At 40.2% G+C, this 25,546-nt stretch carries 23 protein-coding genes; 6 read left to right on the top strand and 17 right to left on the bottom strand.

The window, feature by feature from the left end; translation table 11 throughout:
• Positions 1-15: 15 nt before the first annotated feature.
• The 8 genes from GQR53_RS09065 to lptD form a co-directional block, all read right to left on the bottom strand.
• Positions 16-1,458 (bottom strand): capsule assembly Wzi family protein, encoded by a 1,443-nt coding sequence (locus GQR53_RS09065; RefSeq protein ID WP_165743716.1) that lies wholly within the window; start codon positions 1,456-1,458, stop codon positions 16-18.
• 298 nt (positions 1,459-1,756) lie between these two features.
• Positions 1,757-3,772 (bottom strand): methyl-accepting chemotaxis protein, encoded by a 2,016-nt coding sequence (locus tag GQR53_RS09060; RefSeq protein ID WP_165743715.1) that lies wholly within the window; start codon positions 3,770-3,772, stop codon positions 1,757-1,759.
• 137 nt (positions 3,773-3,909) lie between these two features.
• On the bottom strand, positions 3,910-4,728 hold the full coding sequence (locus GQR53_RS09055) for a symmetrical bis(5'-nucleosyl)-tetraphosphatase (RefSeq protein ID WP_165743714.1): 819 nt from the start codon (positions 4,726-4,728) through the stop codon (positions 3,910-3,912).
• An 8-nt stretch (positions 4,729-4,736) separates the two neighbouring features.
• A complete protein-coding gene (gene apaG / locus GQR53_RS09050) occupies positions 4,737-5,126 on the bottom strand; it encodes a Co2+/Mg2+ efflux protein ApaG (RefSeq protein WP_002960839.1) in 390 nt (129 codons plus the stop codon).
• A complete protein-coding gene (gene rsmA / locus GQR53_RS09045) occupies positions 5,110-5,916 on the bottom strand; it encodes a 16S rRNA (adenine(1518)-N(6)/adenine(1519)-N(6))-dimethyltransferase RsmA (RefSeq protein WP_165743713.1) in 807 nt (268 codons plus the stop codon). The genes apaG and rsmA overlap by 17 nt, the downstream gene beginning before the upstream one ends.
• Complete coding sequence (pdxA, locus tag GQR53_RS09040) at positions 5,913-6,905, bottom strand: 4-hydroxythreonine-4-phosphate dehydrogenase PdxA (RefSeq protein WP_024589800.1); 993 nt, start codon at positions 6,903-6,905, stop codon at positions 5,913-5,915. The genes rsmA and pdxA overlap by 4 nt, the downstream gene beginning before the upstream one ends.
• Before the next feature lie 2 nt (positions 6,906-6,907).
• Positions 6,908-8,203, bottom strand: coding sequence for a peptidylprolyl isomerase SurA (gene surA / locus GQR53_RS09035; RefSeq protein ID WP_002960833.1), 1,296 nt, complete (start codon positions 8,201-8,203; stop codon positions 6,908-6,910).
• Between the two features lie 30 nt (positions 8,204-8,233).
• The gene (gene lptD, locus GQR53_RS09030) at positions 8,234-10,486 is read right to left on the bottom strand and encodes an LPS assembly protein LptD (protein ID WP_165743711.1); all 2,253 of its coding nucleotides are present in this window, start codon (positions 10,484-10,486) and stop codon (positions 8,234-8,236) included.
• A gap of 100 nt (positions 10,487-10,586) precedes the next feature.
• Between lptD and GQR53_RS09025 the strand changes: the two genes are divergently transcribed.
• From GQR53_RS09025 to djlA, 3 genes are read left to right on the top strand one after another with little or no spacing between them, the layout of a single operon-like run.
• The gene (locus GQR53_RS09025) at positions 10,587-11,588 is read left to right on the top strand and encodes a phosphotransferase (protein ID WP_165743709.1); all 1,002 of its coding nucleotides are present in this window, start codon (positions 10,587-10,589) and stop codon (positions 11,586-11,588) included.
• Entirely contained in the window at positions 11,585-12,241 is a 657-nt protein-coding gene (gene murU, locus GQR53_RS09020; RefSeq protein WP_039485522.1) for an N-acetylmuramate alpha-1-phosphate uridylyltransferase MurU, read from the top strand. The genes GQR53_RS09025 and murU overlap by 4 nt, the downstream gene beginning before the upstream one ends.
• Before the next feature lie 31 nt (positions 12,242-12,272).
• On the top strand, positions 12,273-13,139 hold the full coding sequence (djlA, locus tag GQR53_RS09015) for a co-chaperone DjlA (RefSeq protein WP_002960826.1): 867 nt from the start codon (positions 12,273-12,275) through the stop codon (positions 13,137-13,139).
• On the opposite strand, the gene GQR53_RS09010 is transcribed toward djlA, so the two are convergent.
• The 3 genes from GQR53_RS09010 to rsuA all read right to left on the bottom strand — a co-directional run bounded on the left by GQR53_RS09010 (position 13,122) and on the right by rsuA (position 15,637).
• Complete coding sequence (locus GQR53_RS09010; RefSeq protein WP_165743707.1) at positions 13,122-14,072, bottom strand: DUF3530 family protein; 951 nt, start codon at positions 14,070-14,072, stop codon at positions 13,122-13,124. The genes djlA and GQR53_RS09010 overlap by 18 nt on opposite strands.
• 92 nt (positions 14,073-14,164) lie before the next feature.
• Positions 14,165-14,818, bottom strand: a complete 654-nt coding sequence (gene rluA / locus GQR53_RS09005; RefSeq protein ID WP_165743705.1) for a bifunctional tRNA pseudouridine(32) synthase/23S rRNA pseudouridine(746) synthase RluA — start codon at positions 14,816-14,818, stop codon at positions 14,165-14,167.
• A gap of 120 nt (positions 14,819-14,938) precedes the next feature.
• A complete protein-coding gene (gene rsuA / locus GQR53_RS09000; protein ID WP_138488517.1) occupies positions 14,939-15,637 on the bottom strand; it encodes a 16S rRNA pseudouridine(516) synthase RsuA in 699 nt (232 codons plus the stop codon).
• Positions 15,638-15,696: 59 nt separating this feature from the next.
• Between rsuA and zapE the strand changes: the two genes are divergently transcribed.
• Positions 15,697-16,806, top strand: coding sequence for a cell division protein ZapE (zapE, locus tag GQR53_RS08995; protein WP_165743703.1), 1,110 nt, complete (start codon positions 15,697-15,699; stop codon positions 16,804-16,806).
• A 447-nt stretch (positions 16,807-17,253) separates the two neighbouring features.
• Here the strand turns inward: zapE and GQR53_RS08990 are convergent, their stop codons facing one another.
• From GQR53_RS08990 to GQR53_RS08965, 6 genes are read right to left on the bottom strand one after another with little or no spacing between them, the layout of a single operon-like run.
• On the bottom strand, positions 17,254-18,681 hold the full coding sequence (locus GQR53_RS08990) for a tetratricopeptide repeat protein (RefSeq protein ID WP_165743701.1): 1,428 nt from the start codon (positions 18,679-18,681) through the stop codon (positions 17,254-17,256).
• Between the two features lie 19 nt (positions 18,682-18,700).
• Complete coding sequence (locus GQR53_RS08985; RefSeq protein ID WP_165743699.1) at positions 18,701-19,357, bottom strand: energy transducer TonB; 657 nt, start codon at positions 19,355-19,357, stop codon at positions 18,701-18,703.
• 1 nt (position 19,358) lies between these two features.
• Complete coding sequence (locus GQR53_RS08980; RefSeq protein WP_036981164.1) at positions 19,359-19,763, bottom strand: biopolymer transporter ExbD; 405 nt, start codon at positions 19,761-19,763, stop codon at positions 19,359-19,361.
• A gap of 4 nt (positions 19,764-19,767) precedes the next feature.
• Positions 19,768-20,148 carry a MotA/TolQ/ExbB proton channel family protein gene (locus GQR53_RS08975; protein ID WP_002960812.1) on the bottom strand — a complete coding sequence of 127 codons (381 nt, stop codon included), beginning with the start codon at positions 20,146-20,148 and terminating at the stop codon, positions 19,768-19,770.
• Positions 20,141-21,466, bottom strand: a complete 1,326-nt coding sequence (locus GQR53_RS08970; RefSeq protein ID WP_165743697.1) for a MotA/TolQ/ExbB proton channel family protein — start codon at positions 21,464-21,466, stop codon at positions 20,141-20,143. The genes GQR53_RS08975 and GQR53_RS08970 overlap by 8 nt, the downstream gene beginning before the upstream one ends.
• Positions 21,466-22,239 carry a DUF3450 family protein gene (locus tag GQR53_RS08965; RefSeq protein WP_024596704.1) on the bottom strand — a complete coding sequence of 258 codons (774 nt, stop codon included), beginning with the start codon at positions 22,237-22,239 and terminating at the stop codon, positions 21,466-21,468. The genes GQR53_RS08970 and GQR53_RS08965 overlap by 1 nt, the downstream gene beginning before the upstream one ends.
• A gap of 217 nt (positions 22,240-22,456) precedes the next feature.
• Between GQR53_RS08965 and GQR53_RS08960 the strand changes: the two genes are divergently transcribed.
• Together GQR53_RS08960 and GQR53_RS08955 are read left to right on the top strand one after the other, a co-directional pair.
• Positions 22,457-24,637 carry a TonB-dependent siderophore receptor gene (locus tag GQR53_RS08960; protein ID WP_165743695.1) on the top strand — a complete coding sequence of 727 codons (2,181 nt, stop codon included), beginning with the start codon at positions 22,457-22,459 and terminating at the stop codon, positions 24,635-24,637.
• Between the two features lie 89 nt (positions 24,638-24,726).
• Entirely contained in the window at positions 24,727-25,407 is a 681-nt protein-coding gene (locus GQR53_RS08955) for a Fe2+-dependent dioxygenase (protein WP_165743694.1), read from the top strand.
• Positions 25,408-25,546 lie beyond the last annotated feature (139 nt).

Raw genomic sequence — 25,546 nt, 5'->3', positions numbered from 1 at the left:
CGCCCCTACAGGGTGTTAAAAATTGGCAAATACACCTAACCTAGCAAATGCTTCCCCGTATACATCCTTTCCTTGATACAGCTCAGCTCCCCAACTTTTAGCACCCATTATTGGTTTACTTAATTTCCGCGTATAGGCTGTTTGTAACTCATAACTAGTTTTATAACCATCACGTTTATTTTCAAGCATGCGAATGGTGGTATTTAAACTTTCTATTTTACTCAATTGCCAATGCCAGTTTACGCTCATTGATTTAGCAGGAGTGTAGTCGCTGTAGTCGTGTTCATCACCCGCCCAGTGGCCAATTACATTGCCTGAATTACGATTCCCGTCTAAGTATAAGTGATTACCATACCAACTAGGCTGCCAATTACTGTGCTCAAAACGTAGACTATGGTTATTAGCAATAAAAGGTAAGTAGAGTCCAAAACTGTAGGCATTATTACGTGAGCCTCCCAATGTATCTTCAAGCGCAATCTCGCCATAAAACTCAAACGGTAGCGCATAAATACTATTGTTGTAGGCGAATGTTATGGATCCTAGTTGATCCCCAAGCTCGTATTCATCACCAAGTTCGTTAGCATCATCAGTTGTTATATTGTCTTTAGCCCCTGGAGTAAAAAAACCCTCTGCAAAGTCTTTTAAGGTAACTGTTCGAGGGCCGCCTCCGAACTGCATTAAACGACTTAAGCCTATTGTTAGATTATCAGTTGCTGCAAAACTCGTGTGTAAACCAAATAAATAGGGCTTACCTGGTTCATAAACCCTATCAACACCTGTTTGTTGACCTTCTTTTAAAATGCCACGTTGCTCGGTCATTTTGCTAATAAACATATCATAACGAATATTAAAGCTGGTTATTGGCTCTACATTACTAAGCGTTATAGAAGGCGTTGTTTTAGCTTGTGTGCTTAATAGCATGGCGCTGTCGTTAAAAGGTGAGTACCAATGCTCTCGGTAACCTACATCTAACTGCGCGTACTTATTACCAAGGTAAAAAAAGCTTTGTGTAGGTAATATTTCATCTTCGTTGGCTATGCCAGCAACACTTACACCAAAGTAACGCCCGAAGTTAGCGTAAGCGCCACCTTCAACAATTAAGTTGGTTTTAGTGGTTTGGCCGCGTTGGTTTGGCAGTGTTTTATCTTTTGTGCCAGCAGCAAGCGCTAGTTTTGCAAATGTGCCCGCATCGCTTTGAATGTAAGGACTAAGTTGGTACGAAAGTGTTTGATATAGTTCTGGGTAAGTATGCCTTACTGTTTGCAGCACTCTATAAATATCGTGCGCTTTATAAGGCTTGCTCATAATATGTGTGTTTTTACTTACGGCTAAAAGTCGTTGTACTTGGTGCTCAAGTTCTGGGGCTTGATTTAAAGGTAAGTAAGGAGACACGCCACCTTTAGCAATAGCACTTGCACTGATTGCCATCCCTATAAACAGTGATATTTTTTTGAGCATAATTATTCCGTTAGCAAAAATTTGTTTAAGTAAAAACGTTAACGCGAGGTTAGCAATAAACGCCTAAGTAAGGAAGAAAAAAGCGATATATTAGTAGTTATTAGTTGGTGTATATAAGTTGTAGGTGAGGTTTTATACCCCGCTTTGGTAAAGTTAAATTAGATGAGCGCGAAGTAAATGCGTACCTACAGGGGCGTATATTATAGGTGAGGTTTTACATCTCATTTCTAAAGGTCTTATAAACAAAAAACCCGATGGTACTGTGTACCATCGGGGTTTTTTAATCGTTTTAGTAAACCTAAACTTTAAATTCGTCTACCGACAAGCGAAGCTCTTCAGCAAGTTTTGCTACTTCTGAACTTGAAATATTAGTTTGGTTTGCGCCTTCGGCTGTTTGCTCTGCGATGGCTACAATCGACTCAAGGCGTTCGCTAATTTCTTGTGCTACTTGCTGTTGCTCAAGTGCGGCAGTCGAAATTTCTTCACTTACGTCGTGGGCTTGCGAAACCGCAAATGTAATCGAATCAAGTGCGCTACTTGCTAGGTCGGTTTGCTCAACACACGATACAGCGCGTTGCTTACCTTTGCTCATTGCCGTTACTGCAGCTTCAGCGCCTGTTTGTAGCGACTCAATCATTGATTGTATCTCTTGGGTGGACTCTTGAGTTTTACTCGCTAGAGAGCGTACTTCATCAGCTACAACAGCAAAGCCTCGGCCGTATTCACCAGCTCGCGCAGCTTCAATTGCGGCATTTAGTGCAAGTAGGTTAGTTTGATCCGCTATTCCGCGTATTACATCTAATATGCTGCCAATTGATGCGCTATCTTGATGCAGTTTATTAATAACTTGTGAGGCGTCGTCTACTTCACGCGCTAGTTGTTCAATCGTTGCTTTATTGTTATTCGAAATACCTTTAACGCGTTCAGCTTCTTTATCAGCATTTTTAATTTCGCTAAGTGCCTGTTGAGCGCTGTTACTAACTGTTTGCGATGTACTGCTCATTTCGGTTGTTGCAGTTGCGGCTTGTTCAACTTGTGCTTGCTGGTTACGAATTGCTTGGCTTGATTCTGAGGTAATGGCCGATGTTTGCTCTGATGCTGCTGCAAGCTGAGTAGAGCGCGAAATAATACCTTTAATTAGGCTACGTAGGCTGTCAATTAGTGTATTACAACTTTTAGATAGTTCGCCAAACTCGTCTTGAGCGCTGTCGTCTAAACGTTGTGTCATGTCGCCACTGGCAACAATATCTAAAATGCGATTAACTTCGGCAAGTGGTTTAGTAATGCGGCTAACAGTAATAATGGCAATCACAATTGCTAAAAGAGTGGCTATAACCATGCCAACCCACGTCCATAAATTAGCTGAGTCTACATCGCTGCGCACACCTTGTTGCAATTTAAACGCAACGTCACTCGCTTGATTAACTAGCTCGTCAATTTGGTTAAGTGCCATTTTGGTGGCTTGCTCTGACTGCGCAAGCTCTGATTGCGTAAGCGTAATTGAATCAATTAAACGTTTTTTGTTTGCCGCTAAGCTGTTACTGCCCTTTATGTTATTTTCTAAAACATCAACATATTCTTTTAGGCTTGAATATAAGTCGCTATGCGTTTGCTCTATTGCTGGCTTAATTAAATCAACGGTGCGTACTACTTCTTCAAGGTAATACGTTTGCTCGTTCTTAACAATATCGAGAGTGTTAAGCGTTTTAACAGTTAGCATGTCGGTGCTGTTACTAACTACCGACATAAAGTTGTTTTCTAAATTATTTGCAGCTTGATAAGCACGAGGGTGGTTTTGTTCAAATCCGTCAATGTCGATAATGTCGAGTACAACAGAGTTAGCATCTTCTGCACTTAGTTCTATGTTTTCTAATTGTGCTTTTAATGCTTTATTTAATGCTAGTTGTTTGCCTTTATCTGCTAATAAATTTTCAACGGTGCTTAAAAAGCTTAAATAGGTTTTTTCTACGTTTTGGCTGCTTTGATTAAGTGCAGCATCGTTTTTTACTACGTCTTGAAGCTCACGGTGCAGCGTGTTGAATTGCTGTTTTTGCTCAAAGACCTGTGCTTTTATTGGTGCAAGCTCATTGGCTGATGTAGTGTAAAAGCTCGCTTGTGCGGCTTTACTCATTAAAATAAATTCGGCTTGTAGCTCAGAGCTTTTATTTAATGCTGGGAGTGATAGTTGGTTCACTTTTTGAGTGGAACGGTCAATATTTGCAATTTTTATTAAGGAATTACCACCAATTATTAATAATAATAGTGTGATAAATATAAAACCACCCCAAATACGCTGGCTTACTGTCAGGTTCATAAGATTTCCACTCAAAAAGTACTTCAATTAAGACTTATCGGCGTTTGTACCAATAAGTTAAGTAATTAAAATCAATTACTTTAATTAATTTTAACTATTAATTGATAAATCTAACAGATGTATTGTTTTTTTTCAGTTTATTTAGACGAAAGGTGGGAATTTTCTACAATTACTTTTTTAGTACTCAGCTCCATTAGGCTCATGGTGTTACCCCATACGCAGCCTGTATCTAGGGCGTGAACCCGTGAATTACCTGTTCTACCTTCAAGTGCGGCCCAGTGGCCAAAAATAATATCGTGTTTAGATTTAGCTATATTGGGGTGGTTAAACCAAGGAGTGAGAGTTTCGCTGTCGGTTATTGCACCCTTTGCATTAAGCTCGAGTGTGTTATCACTTGTTAAAAAACGCATGCGGGTAAAGTAATTAACTATGTATCTAAACTTTGCAAAGTCATCAAGGGTATTCGACCACTTAGCGGGGTGAGGCTGATACATGTGTTCAAAAAACGCTTTTGCGTTACTTGATTGATAACAGCTTTGTGCAAATTGGGCTTGTTTTAGCGCATCTTCAACAGACCAATCGGGATTTAACCCCGCGTGAGATATAAAGCAGTTATGTTTTATAAGCTCTAATGCCAATGGCTGGGTTTGTAAAAAAGCGATGTAGTTAGCCAATTTAGGGCTTTCAAATATTGAGTGTAATTTATCGTTTGGATTAGTGGGTTTGTTAAGAAAGTAGCAGGCAACCATGTGAAGGTCGTGATTGCCTAAAGTGATGGTCATGCTATTTTGATGTTGGTAAATATAGTCTAAGCAGGCTAGGGAGTCTGGCCCGCGAGCAACTATGTCGCCAACTAAATATAGGTGATCTTTACTTGGGTTAAAATCAACCCGTTGTAAAAGGGTGTTAAATTCACTAAAACACCCTTGTAAATCACCTATCGCATAATCTGCCATCTAAGTGCTTAATGCAAAATGTTAGGGCAAGCCAAACGAAACACATTAATAGGCGCCTGAAACTCAGAACCAAACTCGTTGCGTAACGTGTAATGGCCTTGCATAGTGCCTACAGGTGTATCTAAAATTGCACCGCTGGTGTATTTATAGCTTTCGCCTGGGCCAATATCTGGCATTTCGCCAACAACGCCTTCGCCTTCAACTTCTACTTGTTTGCCATTTGCGTCGGTAATTAACCAATAGCGGCTCAGTAATTTTGCACTGCATAAACTATGGTTTTTAATTGTTACCGAGTAAGCAAATACATATTTTTCAAGCTCAGGTTGAGATTGGCCTTCTACGTAAAATGTTTCTACAGATACCTTTACAGGCGATCCAATGTTACTGCTTGTTGTCATAAATCCAGTTAGCTATATCAATAAATTGTTGTAAAGATAAGCGCTCAGCACGCAGCGTTATATCAATGCCAATGCTAGTTAGTTCTTCTGCGGTAAGTAAGTTACCTAAACTATTACGTAGCGTTTTACGGCGCTGGTTAAATGCTTCTAAACACACGGTGTTTAAAATTTTAATGCTTTTTGCTGTACGTTGCTCTGGCTTTTTAGGTATTAAACGAATAACAGCAGAGTCAACTTTTGGCGCTGGTTTAAAGCACTCAGGTGGTACTTCAACAACCGGCATTGCATTACAGTAGTATTGAGTCATTACGCTTAAGCGGCCAAATGTTTTACTACCTGGGCCTGCTACCATGCGTTTTACTACTTCTTTTTGAAGCATAAAGTGCATGTGCTCAATATGATCTGAAAATTCAAAAAGGTGAAACAATAACGGTGTCGAAATATTGTAAGGTAAGTTACCAAACACTTTTAATTTTTTGTCATCGCGAACCAAGCTTGCAAAGTCAAACGTCATTGCATCGCCTTGATTAACGGTTAATTTAGGACCCAAAAATGGATGTTCAATTAATCGTTGTGCTAAATCTTTATCTAATTCAACAACCGTTAAATGGCCGCTTAAGTCGGCTACTGGCTCAGTAATTGCGCCAAGGCCGGGGCCAATTTCTACTAAGTTGTCTTCTGGTTTAGGATCAATCGCAGAGACTATTTTATCGATGATAGATTCATCAAATAAAAAGTTTTGCCCAAAACGCTTACGAGCGCGGTGTCCTAAATGTACTTTATCGGTCATTGATTTTGTGCTTTTTCTTGGGCGAGCTTAATTGCTTCGCGGATCGCTAATTCAAAACTGCCAACGTCAGCTGTACCAGTCCCTGCTAAATCGAGAGCAGTACCGTGGTCAACTGAGGTGCGGATAAATGGTAAGCCAAGGGTAATATTTACCGATTTACCAAATCCTTTGTATTTTAGCACAGGTAATCCCTGATCGTGATACATAGCAAGTACTGCATCTGCTTCAGATAGGTATTTATGTTGAAATAAGGTATCGGCCGGTAGTGGGCCAATTAAATTCATCCCTTCACTTCTAAGTATTTCGAGCGTTGGGGTGATTGTTTCTATTTCTTCACGGCCTAAATGGCCATCTTCACCTGCATGTGGGTTTAAGCCACACACTAAAATACGTGGTTTTTCTATCCCAAACTTAGTTTGTAGGTCGTGATTTAAAATACCCGCTACTTTAGTTAAGCGCTCAGGAGTAATGGCACGCGATACATACGCAAGTGGAATATGCGTGGTTACAAGTGCAACGCGTAAACCTTCAGTTGCAAGCATCATAACTACATCTGCAGTATTTGATTGCTGCGCAAAATACTCAGTGTGTCCGCTAAATGAAATGCCCGCTTTGTTAATAATGCCTTTGTGAACAGGGCCCGTAACAACCGCATCGAACGTGCCATCCATGTTTTTTTCACTTGCTATACGCAAGGTATCTAACACGTATTGGCCGTTACCGTCGTTTAGTACGCCAAGCTCTACATCCGCACCTAAATCAACCTGATGAATATACAAACTGCCCGCAGGAGCTGCTATGGCGGGGGCATTATCATCAAATTCAATTAAGTTTATTGTTAAGCCTAAATGCTTTGCACGCTCTTTTAATAGTTTGCCATCAGCAATCGCTATAAGTTGAGCGTCCCACGCTTGCTGAGCAAGCGTGAGTAGCAAATCTGGGCCAATACCGGCTGGTTCTCCCGGTGTAATAGCAATTCTTAGAGTCATATTTATTGGTCTATAGGGAAAATTTCAACGTGAGCTTGCTCGCGCATTTCTTGCTGCCAGTTAAAACTTTCTTCCTTAAATTTACGGTTAAACAACATACCGTGAGCACGGTTACGTTTAGCTAGTTCAGTTTTATCAGCTACACGTTTGCCAAGTAACTGCACAATATGCCAACCAAACTGTGTTCTAAACGGTTCGCTTATTTCATTTTCTTTAAGAGAAAGTAATGTATCTTTAAACGCAGGTACGTAGGTAGTTGGATCTGTCCAATCGTACTCGCCACCTTTAAGTGCAGAGCCAGGATCTTCTGAGTACTCTTTAGCAAGTTCACCAAAGTCGGCTGTTCCTGCACGTAAGTCTTTTGCAAAGCCTGCAAGCATTGAGCGTGCTTTTTCTTCACTTAAAATAATTGAAGGTTTAATAAGTATATGGCGTGAACGTACTTCAGTTGTTTCTACAACTTGTAGACCACGAACGTCTTGTACTTTTATGATATGAAAACCAGCACCAGAGCGAAGTGGGCCAACAATAGCGCCTTTCTTTTGCCCTTTTACTGCTTCAGCAAAAAGCGATGGCATTTCGTTAATGCCCATGTAACCAAGTTGTCCACCTTCAAGTGCTTTAGAGCCGCTTGATGATGAAATAGCAATACGCTTAAACTCTTGGCCATCGTTTAATAGCTCAATAACCTTATCTGCACGTGTTTTTGCATCAGCAATTTCGTCAGCTGTCGCATCGTTAGGGATATCTATTAAAATATGACCAATGTCGTACTCTTCAGCACTTTGACCTTGGGTTTCCATAATTTTTAAAAGGTTATCAACTTCTTGTTCGCTAATATAAATACGACGATCAACGCTTGCACGTGTTACTTGCTGCGTTGTGATTTCTTTACGAATTTCTTCACGGTAAGCTTGAAAGCTTTCGCCCGAACCTTCAATAGTGCGGCGTAAGTCGGCGATTGTTCCGCCTTGCTCTTTTGCCATGTTAGCGAGAGTTTGATCGAGTTGGCTGTCTGAGATTTGTAACCCCATACGCTCAGCCATTTGCATCATAAGCGCTTGATTAACTAAACGCTCTACAGCTTGTACACGAAGTGTTTCATCTTTTGGTAATTGCTGGCCTTGTTCTTGTGCTTGCTTTTTAACACGATCAATTATGGTGTCTACTTCGCTTTTTAAAATTACGCCTTGGTTTACAACGCCAATAACTTTATCTATTTCTACTGGTGCAGCCATTACACTTTGACAAAGGCTGGCACTTAAAACTGCTGATGTTAATAATTTTTTTAAATTCATATTCTTTTTACTACTCTTGCTGATAGTACTCTAGTTACTAAGAAAATACGGTCTACGATAGCCAAAAATACCTTGTTGTAATAATTTTTGTGCATCATAACGGCTTTTACTGCCAAGTCCTTTTAATACAAAATTCAAACTAATACCTGAATCAAAAGTTGCTTGTTCTTGTCCTATTGACTGATTTAAATCAGTTTCAATTTGGCGATGGCCAGTAATTTGGATAGCCCAACAGCATGATTCATACTGTAATCCGCTCAATACTTCGATACTTCTGTTGTTTTCAAGATCTCGATGGTAACTCGCAATAAATTGCCATTCGTCGCTAATAGGAATACTTGTAAATACACCTGCTTGCTCGATTGTATTTCCTGAGACATCATTTGCATAGCGATGGTTCAATTGTACTAGCTGATTATTATCACCTTTATAATCAAGCGTTACATTTGACTGTACCATTTGCTTGCCATCTGTATCATATTGAATACCTCCAGCGAGGTACCAACGGCGGTGCCAATGTAACATGGTTTGAGCTGCAAATAGTGCATTATAATTAGTGTCTGAGTTTAAGCCTTGCTCTGTTGGCTTGGCATCGTCACTTAAATAAAATATTTGGCCTGCACTAAAGTTAAATACTTCTTCTTGTTTTTTATCAAATAAGCGCGTTGTCGCACCTAAAGTAAACTGATTCGCAGCTGCTATACGGTCAACACCCGAAAAGCGCACGTCTCTAAATAAACCATAATAATCATCTTGCAGCTTGGTTGTATCAAACAAGCCAATGTCTGATTGATCTTTATTAGGTGTATATAAATACTGAATTTGCGGCTCAAGCGTTTGTATACCATCTTCAAAAAAGTAAGATGCGTCACGCTCAAAATTAAGCTGAGAGTACAAACGTACTTTTGGGATAGTACGCGATACGGTATCACTGTATTGCGTGCCGGTTAAATTTCCGCTTTGCTTATAATTAGTTTGTAATAAGCTTACTTCAGATAAAAATGACCACGCATGCGTAGCGTAGTTGTAGCGTGCTTTTGGCTCTACGTGTACACGAGTTGCGCTGTCTATGGCCACTGCTGATGAATCATTAGTAAAATGGCTAATCTCGCCCGACACACTAAAGTCAAAATTATCAAAACGCCAAGGTGCTGTTTGCGTAAAATTAACTTGTGGTATTGCAGTGTAAGACTCTAAGTGATCGCCGAGTACTTCAAAGTTTTGCACTTTTATATCAGTGCGCCATGTATCACCTAAATGCGTAAGTGAGCCAGTACGATACAATTGAGTATCGGTTTTACTTGCGTAGTTTGAAGTTAAGTCGGTGATGTAGTTATCATCGCTCACATTGGTTATATCAACGTTTGCGCGCCAGTTTTCACCTAAGTAGCTTTGCTGTTGCCAATGAAACATGTAGCGTTCGTTCAAATCAGGCTCAGAATCATCACTATTTAAGTATTCAATCCCTACTAACCCTCCATGTTGCTCTGTTAGGTATCTAAATTCTGTTTGTAATTGCAGCCCTTTGTTAGACATATAACGAGGGGTGATGGTGGCATCAAAGTTAGGTGCAATATTTAAATAATACGGCGTAATTGTTTCAAGACCGTATTTGTCAGAGCTTGAAATAGTCGGGGTAAGCAAGCCCGATTTACGACGCTCATCCAGCGGGAATGTAAAATAAGGTAAATATAAAACCGGTGTATCTAAAATACGTAATACGGCGTTATATGTTTCTCCCCAGCCTTCTTCGCGTGAAAGGTTTATTTCGTCAGCTTCAATTTCCCATGCTGGTGTGTCACTTGGGCAAGTAGTAAAGCTTGCATTCATGAGTAATAAGCCAGACTGATTAACAGTGAGCTTTTCAGCGCCGCCTTTACCTTGTTGTTCGGTTAAGCTGTAGTCGGCGCCTAACAAACTGACTTCTGAATTATTTAAATCGGCATTTAATCCGGTGCTGTTTACTTTACTTACGTAGTCTTGATAAGTAATTGGCCCCGTTGCATTTAATAAACCACGCTGTTTGTCTATCAACGCAGTTTGTGCGGACAAACTCATCTTAAGGGTGTTAATATCAACATTGCCGGTAAATTCAGCGCTTTGAGTGCCAAGCAGCTCAACATCATCAGCTTGAATATCAACTTCACCAAGGTTAAGGCCTTCAAGTGGTTGCCAAGCTCTGGTTTGCATTGAAATGCCACAAAGGTTGTGTGCCAGTTCAGTTTCGGCAAGCGATGGTGCGCTAACTACGCTTAGCATCAATATGCCCCAGGTTTTGCTCATTTATCGACCTTAATACTTTGTGTTTAATATAATATACACATAATAAAGGAAAATAATGGCAATTACAGTAATTGACCTATAAAAATAGATATCTAATAAAATGACACGCTTTGAGAATTTACAACAATTTATAAACACACACCTTAATGCCAAGTCGCATACTTTAAACGCGATCACGGGGGATGCTAGCTTTCGCCGTTATTATCGTTTAAATCACGATAATAAACATTTAATAGTGATGGACTCAGATCCAAAAAAAGTGAATAACGAACCTTACATTTCGCTAAACCAGGTGTTTGTTGAGCAAGGTTTTTTACTTCCCACTATTATTGCAAGCGATGAGAAACAGGGCTTTTTTATTCTCAGTGATTTAGGCAGTACGCACTTAGCTGACATGCTTGATGATGCAAATCGCACCGAGCATTACCAAGCATTAATTAGTTTAAGTGCTCAGTGGGCAAAAACGCCCACAGCTTCTGCTATGCAAGCGTATAACGAAGATTTTATAAAGCTAGAGCTTGATATATTTAGCCAGTGGTTAGTAAGCGACTTTATTAATGAGCCACTCAGTGCCGAACAAAAAATAATGTGGCAAGCAAGTTCAGAGCTATTAATAAAGGCGATGCTTGAGCAACCTACGGTTACCGTTCATCGTGATTACCATAGCCGTAATATTATGAATAGTGACGGCCAGTGGGCCATTATAGATTATCAAGATGCTGTACGCGGGCCGCTTTGCTACGATTTAGTATCGCTACTACGCGATTGCTACTTTAAATTGCCAGAGCAAGAATTAACAAGTTTGCTTGATTTTGCTTATCAAGAATTTACAGCTCAAAATTTACTGGCTAACACTTCATTCGATGAGTTTAAATATTGGTTTGATTTAACTGGATTACAGCGCCACTTAAAGGCTGCGGGTATATTTTGTCGATTGTATTTACGCGATGGTAAAACAGGTTATTTAGATAATATTTTACCGACGCTTGATTACATTATTGAAGTAGCAGCAAATTATCCAGAGCTTAAAGCATTGAGTGAGTGGACAAAAAATATCATAGTGCCAAAAGTGACTGAAAAGTTGGCAAAGGAGCGCTCATGAAAGCGATGATTTTAGCTGCAGGGCGCGGACAAAGAATGATGCCGCTAACGCAAAATATGCCAAAGCCAATGTTAAAAGTGGCAGAAAAACCACTTATTGAGCACCATATAAATAACCTTAAAGCAGCCGGCATCACCGATATTGTAATAAACCTTGCGTGGCAGGGTGATAAAATAAAAGACTACTTTAAAGATGGCAGTCAATTTGGCGTAAATATACTTTATAGCCAAGAAGTTGAAGGTGGCCTTGAAACGGCCGGCGGTATTATTGAAGCGTTACCGCTGTTGGGCGACTCGTTCATTGTAATAAATGGCGATGTATACACCGACTATGATGTAAGTGCGCTAATGCAACTCCATTTACAACCCGGTGAGGCGCACATAGTGCTTATAGAAAACCCGCCACACAACCCAGATGGCGACTTTGCATTGAGCCATTTGTCGGCCGAGAGTCAAAAATATACCTTTTCGGGGATTGGCCGGTATCAGGCTGATTTTTTTAAAGGATTAACGCAAGGTATTCGCCCTTTAGGGCCTATTTTACGTGAAAAGCTAAATGAACATTTAGTCTCTACTGAGCTCTATATAGGGCAGTGGGATGACATTGGTACACCAGAGCGTTTAAACCAATTAAACACGCGCCTTGAGGCGTAACAACTCAATTTTTAAGAAGGCAGTATTATAGATGTGGGGAAAAATTCTCGGTTTTTGTTTTGGCTTTATGTTTGGCAAAATATTTGGTGCTATTTTAGGTTTATACCTAGGTCATTTATTTGATAAAAGCTTAAAAAATAACTTTGATAAAGCAGGCGGTTTTTCTAGCTTATTTAGTGGTGACGATGTTCACGAGCGCCAAGCTTTATTCTTTTCAAGCTGCTTTGCTGTTATGGGGCACATTGCAAAATCGAATGGCCGAGTGAGCGAAATACATATAAAAGCGGCTAACTTGTTCATGGACGAAATGGGCTTAAAGGGCGAAGAACGCCGCGAAGCACAACATGCATTTCAGTCAGGTAAAGAGAGCGACTTTTCACTTAAAGAAACCGTACACGATTTTAAAGAACGCTTTGCTAAACGAAACGATTTAATACAGTTGTTTTTAGAAATACAAATACAAATGGCGTTTTCTGACGGGGTATTAGCCGAACAAGAAAAGCAATTATTAGCAGAAGTAAGTAAACAGCTAGGCATTTCTAAAACACACTTTGCATTTGTATTAAAACGTTATCAAGCTGAGTTTAACTTTAGAAAGCAACAACAGCGCTTTAATCAACAGCAACAAAGCCAAGGTCAAAGTAGTAGCTACCGTGAGGGTTCTGGCCATCATGTACCGCCAAATAATAATATGAACCGTGCGCAAGCATTGGCGTTATTAGGCTTAAATAGCGATGCAACGCAGCGTGATATAAAAGTAGCGTACCGTAAACTTATGTCGCAACATCATCCAGATAAATTAGTGTCGCAAGGTTTACCAAAGCACATGATGGAATTGGCTGTTAAAAAGAGCCAAGATATTCAAGCCGCTTATGAGTATTTAAAAAAGTCGGCGTAAAAACCCGTCTATTTCTTTTGTTAGGCGTGCGTGTTGACCGGGTTGATCGCGCAGGCCAAACAATTGGCGTTGGCGGTAATCAAATTTTGCATTTCGCTCAACCCAGCGCTGACGACTTTTAAGGCTCATTAAAATGTCTGTGCTGTCATTTGCGTAGTAAATATCAAGTAAGGCGGGTGTAACAAGTGACGCTGTTTGGCTCAAACTTTCGTTACGTTTAGTATTAGGTAAGTAACTGCTTAAACTTATAAACGCATCCAGCCTCTCGTCCGGAAAGTCTGCATAGTACTCCAACAACACACCCGCACTAGTACCTTGTGCAATAACCACTATATTACTCGAATCTTCCATAGCGGTTTGATACAGCGCATTAAACCGAGAAATGAGATTTATTTTATAGTCATCAAGTATGTCGTCAGTTACTTTTTCAATTGCATTAACGTAATGAGGCTCACCTTTGATTTTTGCAGGCTGTGATTGTGCGTTTGTTGCTGTGTCGGGTGATGCAGGCTCATCGGCTTTACTAGGCGCAGCTTCGGTTTCGCTGGGCATTGTTTCGGCCAGTTTACTTGCTTGCCAGTCAATGTCGGGCACTGTCATTGCGTAGGTGCTGTAACCTAAATTATTAAGCTCTTTGCGCAAGTAACTCATACCTGAATTATTGGTAGGTGAAGAATGCCAATCGGGTATAAGTATTACGATACCTCTAAAATTACTACTCATGTACTCGCTGTAAAGGCTTAAAAATTCTGTTTCACCCGCCAATATAGGCTTTATTTCATCACTTGGCAGTAGTCGCTCAATATCGCTATTTTCAATACTTGATAGGCTAGGTGGAGCAATATATTCAGCCGCGCTGATGGGGTTAGCTAAAAGTAGGGCACAGCTGAGCTGTATATAAAAAGCCCCTTTTAAAAACCGTGTAAATAGCATCACGCACCTAACTAATGACAATTAGTTAGGTATCGGCAAGGTTATCTAAAAGTTTAATGTATAGAGCGAATTAGCTAGTAAATTTAAACCTGTTAAAACTCTAATTCGGCTTCAAAAGTAAGTACTTGCTCAGTTACGGGGTGCTTTAATTTCAGCATTTGTGCATGTAATTGTAAGCGAGGAGCGGCAGCAAGTGCCTCTTTGTGGGCGTAAAGTCTATCACCTAAAATAGGATGACCCAGGCTTAACATATGCACACGTAATTGATGCGAGCGACCAGTGATGGGAGTTAGCTCTACACGGGTTGCATTTTCTTCACGCTCAAGTATTTTGAAATGCGTAAGCGAAGGTTTACCTCTGTCGTGATCAACCATTTGTTTAGGGCGATTAGGCCAATCACAAATAAGGGGTAAATCTACTGATCCTGTTTCAGCTTCAAGTTGTCCGTATACACGTGCTATGTAACGTTTAGCTGTTTCGCGCTCTTGAAACTGCATACTTAAATGTCTGTGCGCTGCTTTATTCATGGCAAGGCACAGTATGCCAGAAGTCGCCATATCTAAGCGGTGCACTATTCTTGCTGTTGGAAAAACACGATTAACACGATTAATTAAGCTGTCGGCATGTTTAGGATCTTTACCTGGGACAGTTAATAACTCACTTGGTTTATTAACTATCAGTAAGTCGTCATCCTGAAAAAGTATCGTTAAATACGGACTCATAGGGGGATTGTAGTTAACTAACACGGCCGACCTTAGTAATTTTGAAGGGCGCTATTTTAGTAGAGCAAGCCAACAGGCTCAAGTAAAAGTTTGGCTATATTGTTTTAACTAATAGTCCAAGCCTTAGGCTCCTTTAAAGTGCTTTTATAACTTAATTTCTTCGGGTGTTAATAATCGATATTCACCACTGGCCAAGTTTTCATCTAGGGTAATCCCCGCAATCTGCTCGCGATGTAACTCAACCACTTTGTTATCTACCGCGTAAAGCATACGCTTAACTTGATGATACTTTCCTTCACTTATTGATAAACGTAGTCCGTAATTAGCAAGTCGTTCGGCAATAGCTGGGCGGGTTAAATCTTTTTCGTTATGCAGCATGACACCTGTGCGTAATTGCTCAAGTGCTTCATCGGTAATCGGTTCTTGAGTTTCTACTAGGTAGGTTTTAAATTTATTGCTTTTAGGCGACGTAATTTTATGTGACCAATCGCCATCATTAGTAATAATAACTAACCCGGTGGTATCTATATCAAGGCGACCTGCTACGTGAAAGTCGCTCATATTTGGCTCATCAAGTAAGTCAAAAACAGTTTTATGTAGCTCGTCGCTGTTAGCGCATACATAGCCAACAGGTTTATTTAACATGTAATAGCGCTTACCTAAAAATACCAAAGGCGTACCTTGGTGCAGTACTTCATCTTGCTGGGCTAGCTGAAAATTATGTGATGTGATTACTTCGCCATTAACGCTTACTTCTTTTCGCTTAATACTAGCGCGAGCTTGGGTGCGCGGTATTTCAGCTAAGTGGCTAATAAATTTATCTAAGCGGCAAGGGAATTTCATTTTGGTTCACATTTTTAGTCGGCTACAATGGGCGCGATTATAGCCGATAGTGAAATACCATGACAGTGCACAGCACACAAATTTTAAGCCTTTACCAAGCAAAAATAGACACGGGAGAACTGTGTTTTGATGCAGCGCAGCAAAATGCGGTGGAAGCTTTAAATACGCTAAGCGAGCAACTTCAAGCTCACACATCATGGTGGCAAAAAGCGCCCTTAATAAAAGGCATTTATTTATATGGATCCGTAGGGCGTGGTAAATCCATGTTAATGGATTTATTTTATAAAAACCTACCTATTGAGCAAAAGCAGCGGCTGCATTTTCATCATTTTATAGCACAAGTGCATGCCCAACTTTCGCAGCTACAAGGTCAAAAAAATCCACTTATTCTAATTGCAAAACAGTGGGCTAAAAATATTCGAATACTGTGTTTTGACGAGTTTTTTGTGAGCGACATTGGCGATGCCATGATTATGGCCAGATTGTTCAATGCGTTGTTTGAACAAGGTGTTGTGCTGGTGGCCACATCGAACGCAAAGCCAGAGCAGCTTTATTACAACGGCCTACAACGAGCGCGGTTTTTACCTACTATTGATTTAATTAATAACCATTGCTATATAATTAACGTGGCAGGGGAGGACGATCACCGCTTTAGATATGGTAAAAACAGTCGTCACTATTTTATAAATTTATCAAATCTCGATTTTAAAAATGAGTTTTTAGCTTCGTATCCGGTTGTAACATGTAGCAATACAATTACTGTGCATGGGCGTGACTTACCCTATTTATTAAGAGCCAATAATGCCTTGATGATTGATTTTATGGCGTTATGCTCTGGCCCTCGTAGTGCTAACGATTATATGTTGTTAGCAACACAATTTGATGTGTTATATGTATCGAACGTGCCGCAAATGGGTGTTAAAGCAACGGGTAAAGTTATTGTTCACGGTATAGAAGATAGCTACCAACGCGAAAAACAAACGCTTGATGAGCACACATTTGACGACGAAGCACGGCGCTTTATTGCCTTAGTAGATGAGTTTTACGATTGCCATAAATTGCTGGTAATAAATGCGCAAACCGACATTGAACATTTGTATAAAGGTAAAAAGTTGAGCTTTGAATATGCGCGCACGCAATCACGCATAGTCGAAATGCAAAATTGGTAACGCTTTAATATATATTGTAAACGAGCTTGCTCACGCGAAAAGCGCAGCGCCTTCTCAACCTCTTTGTGAATAAATCACTTAAGATCTTATTGCACAAAGAGAAGCAAAAGAGGAGTAAATGAGAAAACATAAAACAATAGTAATTATGTATTTTTACTTCTCTAAAGCGCAGCGCCCTCTAAACTTCCTTGTGAATAAATTATCTAAAAACTTATCGCACAAAGAGAAGTAAAAGAGGAGTAAATGAGAAAACATAAAACAATAGTAATTATATATTTTTACTTCTCTAAAGCGCAGCGCCCTCTAAACCTCTTTGTGAATAAATCCCTTAAGATCTTATCGCACAAAGAGGAGTAAATGAGAAGACATTAAAACATAGAAATTACGAGCTTTGCTCGTCACGCCAGCAAGCTGTGCGTACAAGTAAATTTAACCACGGCGTTAAACTTACCCTTCTTGGCGCACTATATTCTCAAGGGCGCGAATATTAGTAATTAAGTCCTGGCGTTGTGGGTTGGCTTGTAATGCTTTTCTAAGATGCTTTAGCGCACTCGGGTAGTCTTTAGAATCAATCGCTATTTGCGATAATCCAAGCCACGCCGATAGTTGGTAATCAGGTAGAGCTTGTGCACGAACATACATAAGTTTAGCTTGGGTAAGTTGGCCTTTACTACGATATATACTCGCTAAACTAAGTAGGGCATCACCTAAATTCGGATTTATTTTAAGTGCATTATTTAAGCTTTTAAGAGCACGTTTAGTATTACCTTGTTGCATAGCAATTTGTGCGCTGTATACAGAAAACTGCGCTTGTTCATCACGGGGTAGCTGCTTAGTTAATCTTTTTGCGCTGCCTATTAGCTCTTTAGCTAAATCCCATTTTTGTTGAGATACAAGCCAGCCTAAAGTTTGCATCGTGGTATTAATAACCTCAACTTGCTGCTGTTTAGTGGCGTGTTTTAAACCTTGCTTTAATAAACTCACTGCGCGTTCAGTGCTGCCTTCAGTTAAATGCAGCTGGGCTGCTAAAAGCTGATTACTGGCATCTTTAGGGTTGAGTTTTAGGGCTACTTCAATAGCAGCTAGCGCTTGCTTTTTTTGATCAAGTTGTAACGCTATTTGCGCACGTTGCAGCCAAAGTTCAGCTTTATCAGGGCTTTTATTAAGTAATTCTTTTAGTAATGCACTTGCCTGACTTAAATCACCCGATTCAATTAACGCAAACAATAGACCTTGTTGATATTGGCTTGTTTCTGGCGCTAGCATAAGCGCCTGGCGGTACGCCGCTACTGCGCTCCAAGGTTGGCTATGCTGCACGTGTATATAAGCAAGTTGCGCATAACTTTGTGCGTCAGCTTGGCCTAGTTCAATACTGTGAACTAGGTGTGTTTGTGCTTTGTCATACTTTGCTTGTTGCATGTATAAAAGGCTCAAACCTTGGTGTGCTTTTACTAAATCAGGTGAAGCTTTTAAACACGCTAGGTAAGCTAGTTCAGCGTTATTAAAGTCTTTTGTTGAAAGCAGTACTTGTGCACGTAATAAGTTTAAAGCAGTGCTATCTTGGCTTATATCTCGGCCTTTAAATAGCGCCGCAACTTCACTGTAATTACCGGCTTGTAATAGTGGTTGTACTTGGCGAGCAAAACCGCGCTCGGTCGGCTCAATAAGAACCTCTGTAGGGCCTAGTAATTTATTATTTATAGCCAACTGCCATGTTGGATCGCTAGGTGATAAGGTTACTTTTAGTGGCGCACTTTTCAATGGCGTACTAGCAGCGCTTGCATGCACGCTACTTACACCTAATAAAGGGAGTGAGCACATTAAAGTAGTGATAACTGCGCGAGTTAATGGTTTTAGCGTTTTAAATATATTCATATTTTTCATTTTAATAGGCTTAAGGTTTAAATTCGATTGGCCAAATAAAGCGAGCGCGTACGGTTTCACCTTCTTTTTTAGGTGCACTAAAGCGGCTTTGTTTAATAATTTTGTCGATAGCTGGTTTAAGTTCAGGGTATGGGTTTTGTACTACCTCAATTAAACTTAACTTACCACTTTCATCAATAAATACATCGAGTTTTACAGTAAATACATCAACACCTCGGCGGGTTAAGCTTTTTGGTAAAACGGCCTTGACGGGAGTAAGTAAAGTGGGGAGACCATCGAGTTGATTTAAGCTAAATGCATCCCAATTTACACTCATTGATTGCCATTGTGGCGCGCTTACTTTTACGTTGGGTGTATCGGGTTTTACAATACTTAAATCACTCTTTATCTTAATTTTTACGGCTTGAATTGACGCGCCTGCACCTTCTACCGCTAAGCTTTGCATTGGCTCATTTGTTTGCTGTTGTGATATTGATGGAGGTGGCGGAGGTGGCAGTGCCACCATGGCAATCTCACGTACAACCACTTTGTCTTGTATATGATGTTCAGCAAGTTGCCCAAGCCATAAAAGCAGTAATGCAGCACTAAGCACAATGAGGCTAAGGCCAAATGCAAACAGCGGATGGCGATTGTTTTTTGTTTTTTGAAGCGGGTTAATCGTGTGCATATTATTGTTTCGTAGCTAAGTTAACTTGCGCTGCGCCTGCCAGCTTTGCTTCGTCAATTACTTGAACAAGTAATTCAGTAGGTACTGTTTTATCAGCTTGAATAACCACAGGGCGTTGTTGCTGTTTTAACATTTGCTCGACACTACTACGTACACCCGCAACACCAATTTGGCTGCCATCAAAAAATACTTGTTGGTTGTCGGTTATTGCTAAAAATATAACTTGCTGCTCAAGACGACTGGCCGATACGGCTTGTGGTTTATCAACCTCAACGCCGCTTTCGCGCACAAATACGGTTGTAACAATAAAAAATATTAGCAATATAAATACCACATCAAGTAGCGGCGACATATCAATATGTTGCCCCGCTTCTTGCTCTAGCTTGTGCTTTAATCGTGATTGCATAGTGTTACCCTAACTGCTTACTTAACGTATGTAATTTAGGATTACGCTGTGAATATGCTAAGTAAGCTTGCATTAACCACGCGGGAATAGCGCACACAAGGCCCAATTGAGTTGTTAGTAATGCGTCACCAATGGCGTCACTCATTAACTCGTTATGGCCCAGCGCCATTACTTTAAATGTATCAAGCAAACCAACAATGGTGCCTAATAAACCAAGTAGCGGAAGCGCTGCAGTTAAAATAGAGCTAACTTCTTGCCAATAACCTTTGCGCTGTGCTTGGTATTGTTTAAGGTGCAGTAAGTCATGAAAAATCAGCTGGTATACAAATAAAGCGAGTAAAAGAATACACCAGCAAATAGGGTTACTAACGATTTTCTCAAACATTGTTATCTCCTTTTTCTAGTTGGCTTAGCTGTAATGCAAAGCCTTCTAGTTGGCTGTAGTACGCTTTTGCTTTACGCGATAACAGTGCATTTAAAACTAGTGCTGGTATGGCCACGACTAAACCTAATTCAGTTGTTATAAGTGCTTGTGCAATACCGCCCGATACAACTTCTGGGTCACCTGAGCCAAACAAGGTCATCATTTTAAATGTTTCGATCATGCCGCTAACAGTGCCTAATAACCCCAGTAGTGGGGCTACTGCTGCAGTAACGGCAATAGCGCCAATAAAGTTATCGAGTTTATGCTTATCATGAATTAACTGATTAAATAATTGATCGTCTCGTACTTGGCCTTTTTCGCTTTGCAGCGTTAAGTTAAATAACTGCTGCTGCATGCCTGCAAATTCACTGCTATTTTCAGCTTTAAAAAATTGCTGTAATTGCATTTGAGAGTGCATTTTAATTTTACTTAAACGCAGTAGCTGTGCGGCTTTTAATAGCGCAATGGTAAGTGCAAAGCAGGCAAATAAAATAATAGGGATAGCCCATAAACCGCCTTTTTCTAGGTGTTCAAGCGGACTTTCTTGTTGGGCTTGGCTAGTTACTAAGTGCGTTAAACTAGGATCAAAAGTAAGTAATGTAGAGCCTACACCGTTTTGCTTTAAAGTATTATCGAGTGGGTTGTCGTCACTTGTTGATTGTACTAACGCTACTTTTAATGCATTAGATTCATCATCCAAATTTAATAAACCCATAAGTTTAGGTGTTTGCGTACTAAACCATGCAACAGGCCCGACTTGAAGGGTATTAGCTTGGCTTAATTCGCCATTAATTAGCACAACCGATTGTTTTTTTAACTGTGGATAAAGTGCCTGCTCTTGATTATTAATTAGCGATACAACACGGCTTAATAACTCGTTTTGGCTATTAGCCGACTCGTTACTGCTAGCACTATTGCTGGTGTTTTGGCGTACAAAACGGCTAAGTAAGTTTAATTGATATTGCTGCTGCTGTTGCCAAGTGTCTAATCGGGTTTGTAACTGATCAAGGCTTAATGTGTTTTCGTCAGCTAGGCGGCGATTAACGGCTGCTTGTTCGCGTAATTTACTGAGCGATTGCTGCTTGGTAAAAATTTGCTTTGCAAGGGTCGCTTGCTCTTTTGAAATGCTCTTTTGAGTTTTACTTAGAGTACGCTGCGCTGTTTTAATATCACTTAAAATACTTTGCTTAGCATCATCACTGCTAGCTGCAAAAGAAATGTTTGCACTAAAAAGTAAAACTGTGGCGCTAAATACTTTAATTATGCTGTTAGTAGCCATTATTTAGCCCCTTGCTGGTTTTTATTTACATAACTTAATATTGGGAGTGTTACCCAATCAGCAGCGCGCTTTTTTTGCTGTACAGCAATACCCAGTGCAACTTGTTCTGCATTAATGCTTGAATCAAACTCCCACTGCCAACCTAAGTCACTTGGAAAACCAATACCTACGTAACTTAAGTCTTCGCTTACAAACCATGCTTGAGCTGCACCTAAATAAAGCTGCTTAACCCATACTTCTTGCCCGTCAGGATGCTTAATAGCCATTTCGTGAATAGAAATACGTTGTTGAAAATCATTAAGTAGAGTCAGCATTTTTAGTGCTGTTTGTAATTTGTCAGTTGTACTGAGTTTTGAATCGCTTAAATCACCAGCGTTTTTCCAACTACTCAAAAGTGGCGGGGGGAGTTGCACTTGTAATGAAAGTAATTGCCCAGAAATACGTGCTAGTTGATCATTTAATTGCTGTTGATCATTTTCAAGTTCTGATTGCTGAGTTACAAGCTGTTCGCGTTTTTGGGCAAGCTCACTGGTGCTTTTTTTTCTACGCTGATTAAGCTCGCTAAGTTGCTGCTGCTCGGCATTAAGAAGCGTTAAGGTTTGCTCCATACTGCTTTTTTGTTCAAGCCAATGAGTATTTAATTCTGTGTTTTGATTTTCTATTTGTAGCCATTTATTAACGAGTTGTTCTAGCTCACTAACAGTGTCGGCTTTTACTGCCATAGTGCTACAAAGCGCGATAACTACGCTAATTGGTTTAATTAAGCTTCGCATTACTTAACAACAATCCTGAAAGTTACGACGAGCAATTACAAGGACGTAATTACTGTTAATTTTTGAGTGTGTATACAATATAGTAATTCACATAACAATGCAATTGATAACAGTTATCGTTTACATTGCGTTATTTGAGTGGTAGGATTTCGCCGAAATTAAATATGTACCTTAAATTAACAATAGTTAAGTGCTTAATAAAAACTACGGAGTAACCATGAGTAAGCCATCGAATAAAGGAAATGCGTACGTGAAGCCAATTGCAGCGGTTGTTACAGCTACGCTTTCAACTTGGGCAAGTGCACAGGATGTTCAAGAACTATCGGTAACCAAAGCAGAAACTAAAACTGAGTCTAGTTATGTTGTAGAAAAATCAACGTCGCATAAATACACTCAATCGCTACTCGATACAGCTAAAACGGTAACAGTAATCAACCAAGCGGTAATGAAAGACAGAAACGTAGATAGCCTACGTGATGCTTTGCGTAATGTTTCAGGTATTTCTTTAGCAGCAGGTGAGGGTGGCTCACCTACTGGCGATAGCATGTCGATTCGTGGTTTTAGTGCAACAAATGATATTTTTGTTGATGGTATTCGCGATGTTGCAGGTTACACACGTGATATTTACAACATTGAAGCCGTTGAAGTTGCAAAAGGCCCAGGCTCTGCAGTTTCTGGTCGTGGCGCAACAGGTGGTAGTGTTAATTTAGAAAGTAAAAAAGCGAAGTTAGACAACTTTAACGACGTTTCTCTACGTTTAGGTACAGAAAACGATTACCGTGGTCGTTTTGATACTAACATTCAAGTAAACGACACAAGCGCACTACGTATTAATCTTCTTACTGATAAAGGTGATGTTGCAGGTCGCGATCATGTTGAAAACGAAACAAATGCTGTTGCGTTTGCATTTGCAACAGGGCTTGGTACAAACAGCCGTTTTGATTTAAACCTAGAGTATCAACGCCAAGACAATTTACCAGATTATGGTATTCCTTGGGTTTACAGTGATACACCAGTAGCTGAACTTGCAGATAGTGCACGCTCACCTTCTCCTGTCGACTTTGATAACTTTTACGGTAATATTTACCGTGATTACGAAGATATTGAAGCTTACTCAACAACAGCTCGTTATGAGTATGATTTTTCTCAAAATACTACGTTACGTGTGCAAGGTCGTTTAGGTAAAGTTAAGCGTGAGTCAGTAACAACTGCACCGCGTTATTTCTCGGTTACAACAGACACTGATATTACCTTTGCGGATGAAAAAACACGTGATACAGAAAATTCACTTGCTGCACTTCAAGTTGATTTAATTGGTAACTATGAATTTGCTGGCTTTACTCACGACGTAGTAGTGGGTGTTGAACTTGCAAATGAAACGTTTACACGCCATAACTTTGTTGCAACTACGCCTGATAACCTAATTGAAGATGGAATACGTAACGACTTATACAATCCTGATGCAACAATTGCATTTACGGGTGTGTACGGCCGTGATGGTACAAGCATTGAAGCTAAAGGTAAAAACCAAGCTATTTATGCATTTGATACAGTGACGCTTAACAAGCAATGGGAAGTTACAGGTGGAATTCGCTTTGATAGCTTCACTACGGATTATCACAACGATTACAATGATCCAAGCGCTTTAATTTCTACAAGTGACGATTTATTTAGCTGGAATGCAGCTGTAGTTTATAAACCTACAGAAAATGGCAGTGTATATTTAGGCGCGGGGAATTCATTTAATCCATCGGCTGAAAGCCTAACGGTATCTACGCGTTCAAATGCAGCTGATTTAGACGCAGAAGAAAGCCGCAGTTATGAATTAGGAACTAAATGGAGCCTAATGGATGGCCGCCTGCAAACTAATGCTGCACTTTTCCGTACTGAAAAAACCAATGCCCGTACTGATGACCCATTTGCAGATAGCTCAAGTGACGAAATACTCGGTGGTGAGCAGCGCGTTCAAGGTTTAGAGCTTTCAGCAACAGGCCTAATTACTAAAGAGTGGACTGTAATTGCTTCATACACTTACCAAGATAGCGAAGTAACTGAAGCATTAGGCGACGACGCAACTCAAATTGGTAACGAGCTTGCGCGTACGCCTAAAAATAGCGCAAGTGTTTGGACTACGTACGATATGTCGGATAAGTTATCGTTTGGTTTAGGTGCGCAGTATGTAGGTGAGCGTTACAACGGCACTACGTCAACACGCTCTCGTGCGCCAGGTTATACTATTTTTGACCTGATGGTTGCGTATGACATATCAAAAGATTTGAGCCTGCAGCTTAATGGTGAAAACCTAGGTGATAAAGATTACGTTGATCAGTTAGGTGGTGGACACTTTGTACCAGGTGATGGTCGTAAGTTTAGTTTAACAGCGAGCTACTCTTTTTAATTTTAAAACAAATTAAAAAATAAAAGTAAGCATAAGGGCAGGCCTATTACCTGCCCTTAATTATTTGATGAAAATGTGAGAGGGCGCACATGATAGTTAAAGTTCCAGAGCTATTAACGAAAGAAGAAGTGGCGTATTGCCATGAGGTTTTGCTTAAAGCGCAGTGGGCCGATGGCAGTATTACCGCAGGTCATCAATCAACCAAAGCAAAAAATAACTTACAACTACCTGAAAATAGTCCTGAATGCCAAGAGCTTGGCGATATTATTATGGCAGCACTTGCGCGTAGTAATTTGTTTATGTCGGCTGCACTTCCTGCAAAAATTTTTCCTCCATTATTTAATTGCTATCAAGGCGGGCAATCGTTTGGTGTACATGTAGATAATGCAATTAGACAAGTGCCGGGTACGCCAGTAAAAATTCGTACAGATGTATCAATGACGTTATTTATTAACGACCCTGAAGACTATGAGGGCGGTGAACTTGTTATTGAAGACACTTATGGCTCACATAGCGTAAAGCTCCCAGCAGGCAGTATGGTGTTGTACCCTTCAACGAGTTTACATCGTGTAATGCCAGTAACGAGTGGGCGCAGATTAGCCTCATTTTTTTGGCTGCAAAGCATGGTAAATAGCGACGAAAAACGTGGTTTGTTATTTGATTTAGATATGTCGATTCAAAGTCTGCGCAGCAAAGTAGAAGATAGCCCAGAGATTATTCAATTAACAGGTGTGTACCATAACTTACTAAGACAGTGGGCACAGACATAACGAATATACTCGTTATTAAATACTGGATATAAGTATTTAAATATAAGTAATTAAAAGCTGCGCTTTTCGCGTGGTAAGCGCTACGCTTACAGCCAAAACTTAACGCTGTGGTTAAATTACCTGTAGATACCATCTCTCA

This window comes from Pseudoalteromonas sp. Z9A6 (assembly GCF_011378805.1).
Taxonomy (GTDB): domain Bacteria; phylum Pseudomonadota; class Gammaproteobacteria; order Enterobacterales; family Alteromonadaceae; genus Pseudoalteromonas; species Pseudoalteromonas distincta.
Note: the sequence above shows the minus strand (reverse complement) of the source record. Positions and strands in the feature narration are given on the sequence as shown.

Excerpts from the sequence above, each read along its gene's own strand:
- GQR53_RS09065 (WP_165743716.1), bottom strand. The coding sequence starts at position 1,458 with ATGCTCAAAAAAATATCACTGTTTATAGGGATGGCAATCAGTGCAAGT.
- GQR53_RS09060 (WP_165743715.1), bottom strand. The coding sequence starts at position 3,772 with ATGAACCTGACAGTAAGCCAGCGTATTTGGGGTGGTTTTATATTTATC.
- GQR53_RS09055 (WP_165743714.1), bottom strand. The coding sequence starts at position 4,728 with ATGGCAGATTATGCGATAGGTGATTTACAAGGGTGTTTTAGTGAATTT.
- apaG (WP_002960839.1), bottom strand. The coding sequence starts at position 5,126 with ATGACAACAAGCAGTAACATTGGATCGCCTGTAAAGGTATCTGTAGAA.
- rsmA (WP_165743713.1), bottom strand. The coding sequence starts at position 5,916 with ATGACCGATAAAGTACATTTAGGACACCGCGCTCGTAAGCGTTTTGGG.
- pdxA (WP_024589800.1), bottom strand. The coding sequence starts at position 6,905 with ATGACTCTAAGAATTGCTATTACACCGGGAGAACCAGCCGGTATTGGC.
- surA (WP_002960833.1), bottom strand. The coding sequence starts at position 8,203 with ATGAATTTAAAAAAATTATTAACATCAGCAGTTTTAAGTGCCAGCCTT.
- lptD (WP_165743711.1), bottom strand. The coding sequence starts at position 10,486 with ATGAGCAAAACCTGGGGCATATTGATGCTAAGCGTAGTTAGCGCACCA.
- GQR53_RS09025 (WP_165743709.1), top strand. The coding sequence starts at position 10,587 with ATGACACGCTTTGAGAATTTACAACAATTTATAAACACACACCTTAAT.
- murU (WP_039485522.1), top strand. The coding sequence starts at position 11,585 with ATGAAAGCGATGATTTTAGCTGCAGGGCGCGGACAAAGAATGATGCCG.
- djlA (WP_002960826.1), top strand. The coding sequence starts at position 12,273 with ATGTGGGGAAAAATTCTCGGTTTTTGTTTTGGCTTTATGTTTGGCAAA.
- GQR53_RS09010 (WP_165743707.1), bottom strand. The coding sequence starts at position 14,072 with ATGCTATTTACACGGTTTTTAAAAGGGGCTTTTTATATACAGCTCAGC.
- rsuA (WP_138488517.1), bottom strand. The coding sequence starts at position 15,637 with ATGAAATTCCCTTGCCGCTTAGATAAATTTATTAGCCACTTAGCTGAA.
- zapE (WP_165743703.1), top strand. The coding sequence starts at position 15,697 with ATGACAGTGCACAGCACACAAATTTTAAGCCTTTACCAAGCAAAAATA.
- GQR53_RS08990 (WP_165743701.1), bottom strand. The coding sequence starts at position 18,681 with ATGAATATATTTAAAACGCTAAAACCATTAACTCGCGCAGTTATCACT.
- GQR53_RS08985 (WP_165743699.1), bottom strand. The coding sequence starts at position 19,357 with ATGCACACGATTAACCCGCTTCAAAAAACAAAAAACAATCGCCATCCG.
- GQR53_RS08980 (WP_036981164.1), bottom strand. The coding sequence starts at position 19,763 with ATGCAATCACGATTAAAGCACAAGCTAGAGCAAGAAGCGGGGCAACAT.
- GQR53_RS08975 (WP_002960812.1), bottom strand. The coding sequence starts at position 20,148 with ATGTTTGAGAAAATCGTTAGTAACCCTATTTGCTGGTGTATTCTTTTA.
- GQR53_RS08970 (WP_165743697.1), bottom strand. The coding sequence starts at position 21,466 with ATGGCTACTAACAGCATAATTAAAGTATTTAGCGCCACAGTTTTACTT.
- GQR53_RS08965 (WP_024596704.1), bottom strand. The coding sequence starts at position 22,239 with ATGCGAAGCTTAATTAAACCAATTAGCGTAGTTATCGCGCTTTGTAGC.
- GQR53_RS08960 (WP_165743695.1), top strand. The coding sequence starts at position 22,457 with ATGAGTAAGCCATCGAATAAAGGAAATGCGTACGTGAAGCCAATTGCA.
- GQR53_RS08955 (WP_165743694.1), top strand. The coding sequence starts at position 24,727 with ATGATAGTTAAAGTTCCAGAGCTATTAACGAAAGAAGAAGTGGCGTAT.